Below are 2,666 nucleotides of genomic sequence, written 5' to 3'. Positions count from 1 at the left end.
ATTCATAGAGACATCCTTTCTGGGATAGAGTAAGGCTTACAATCAAATATTTTACCAAAGAGATTATGAAATTAGCTTGAAATTGATGCACGTGTTTTTTCAAAACGTTTACGTTCATTGGGATCAAGATAAAGTTTGCGGAGACGAATATTCTTAGGGGTGACCTCCACAAGTTCATCATCTTGTATCCATGATAGGGCACGTTCTAGTGTCATTTTAATGGGAGGTGTTAACTTTACGGCTTCATCTTTTCCGGAAGCGCGCATATTGGTAAGCTTTTTTCCTTTTAACACATTGACTTCTAAGTCGTTATCCCGTGAGTGAATACCAATAATCATACCTTGATAGACTTTCACACCTGCATCAATGATCATAGGTCCGCGATCCTCAAGATTAAAAAGAGCATAAGCGACAGATTCACCGTTGTCATTTGAAATCATAACACCATTAACACGACCAGCAATGTCTCCTTTATAAGGTTCATAAGTATGGAAAAGGCGATTCATAATTGCTGTACCACGGGTATCTGTTAAAAGTTCAGATTGATAACCAATGAGTCCTCGGGTGGGCGCATAAAAAACAAGGCGGACACGATTACCTCCAGAAGGACGTAATTCCACCATTTCGCCTTTACGTTCAGACATTTTTTGCACAACAGTACCAGAATATTCTTCATCAACATCGATGACAACTTCTTCAATTGGCTCGAGAGTTATTCCATTTTCATCCTTTTGCATCACAACACGTGGACGTGAAACACTAAGCTCAAATCCTTCACGGCGCATATTTTCAATGAGAACTGCAAGTTGCAATTCTCCTCGTCCTGAAACGTAGAAAGAATCTTTATCGGCTGATTCTTCAATTTTAAGAGCGACATTACCCTCTGCTTCTTTTAACAAACGGTCACGAATGACACGGCTTGTTACTTTATCTCCTTCAGTTCCGGCAAGGGGACTATCGTTGACGAGAAAACTCATCGTAACCGTAGGAGGATCAATGGGTTGGGCAGTAAGGGGGTCATTGATAGCTGGATCACAGAAAGTATCCGCAACGGTACCTTTTTGTAGACCAGCAATTGCAACAATATCACCAGCATTTCCTTCTTCAATAGGTTGCCGTTCTAGACCACGAAATGCCAAAATTTTCGAGATACGTCCAGTTTCTAAAAGTTTTCCATCTTGCCCAAGAACCTTAACATTTTGATTGGGCTTTAGAGAGCCAGAATGAATACGACCTGTAATAATTCGTCCCAAAAATGGATCAGCTTCAAGAATAGTTCCAATCATGCGGAATGGCCCTTCTGCTACACTAGGAGAAGGAACATGCCGCGTCACAAGATCAAATAAAGGACCCAAGCCTTGATCTTTTGGTCCCTCTGGGGCTTCAGCCATCCATCCATCGCGCCCCGAGCCGTAAAGAATAGGAAAATCCAGCTGTTCGTCGGTTGCATCAAGAGCGGCAAAAAGGTCAAAAACCTCATTAATGACTTCATCAACGCGTGCATCAGGTCGGTCAATTTTATTAATAGCAACAATAGGGCGCAAACCCACTTTCAATGCTTTGCCAACAACAAATTTTGTTTGTGGCATTGGTCCTTCAGCTGCATCAACAAGGACGATAGCTCCATCAACCATGTTTAGAATACGTTCAACTTCTCCACCAAAGTCGGCATGTCCTGGTGTATCAACGATATTAATTCGGGTATCTTTCCAAACAACAGATGTCACTTTCGCTAGAATTGTAATGCCACGTTCTTTTTCAATATCGTTTGAATCCATCATACGTTCGCTTGTACGCTGATTATCACGGAAGTTTCCTGATTGCTTGAGAAGTCCGTCTACAAGCGTTGTTTTCCCATGGTCAACGTGGGCAATGATGGCAATGTTACGCAATTGCATAAATTCTCTTCTTTTCGTTTAATGAAATTTCATTTGAGGCAAAGTCTTTACATTCTTTGCCTGACTATTAAAAAGCCTTTTACATGTTTTTTTATAATTTTGGAAGATGGAGACCATATTTTTATGGCAAAACGCTTCACCTAAGTCTTTAATACTCTATAAAATCTCAATTGCTGGAGTCTCGTAAAAGATTTATAGTTCGTGTGTGTTCTATTCTGGAGCCAAGGATTGTTCATAAGTCACTGTCAATTGGATCTTTATCAATATGACGCAAGGAATTTATGTGAATACCTTTAAGAATAAGTAAAGCTAGCTTTGCCATTTGTTGTTTCGCAAAAAGATTGGTAAAAATCCGAAATATTTCTCAATCTATAGCCAATCTATTGATAGTTTTATGACATTGTTATTCCTAACAAAGCTTTTGCTTCTTTTGGAGTTTGTCAATCAACATCCCGATTTAATGCAACCGCATATTTGAGATAAATATTGAGAAGATTAAGAATTTTATAAGAAATTCTAATCTTTGTATGCCCGATTAGAGGAAAAATTATATCTGTTAGATTTATTTATGAAACGGGAATACAGCCTTATTGAGAAAGAATATAAAGGCATCAAGGAAAGTTCTCCTCTTTGCCACTATTTTTAATTTGGTTTTATGACTTCAAAAGCATCTCAAGAAATACATTTTAAACCATCGAGATTGGGGCATTGCTTACACTTTTGTTTATCATACTTTATAGAATTATACTTCTCATGCAAATAAAACGC

General features: G+C 38.6%; 1 protein-coding gene. It reads right to left on the bottom strand.

The genetic code is table 11. The annotated features are described in order from the left end of the window. Positions 1–71 precede the first annotated feature (71 nt). Entirely contained in the window at positions 72–1,898 is a 1,827-nt protein-coding gene (typA, locus tag BN338_RS08585; RefSeq protein ID WP_039761039.1) for a translational GTPase TypA, read from the bottom strand. Positions 1,899–2,666: the final 768 nt, after the last annotated feature.

It is taken from the genome of Bartonella queenslandensis AUST/NH15 (genome assembly GCF_000312585.1).
Classification (GTDB): domain Bacteria; phylum Pseudomonadota; class Alphaproteobacteria; order Rhizobiales; family Rhizobiaceae; genus Bartonella; species Bartonella queenslandensis_A.
Note: the sequence above shows the minus strand (reverse complement) of the source record. Positions and strands in the feature narration are given on the sequence as shown.

Bases quoted from the DNA above. Each gene is read 5' to 3' on its own strand.
- typA (WP_039761039.1), bottom strand. From the start codon at position 1,898: ATGCAATTGCGTAACATTGCCATCATTGCCCACGTTGACCATGGGAAA.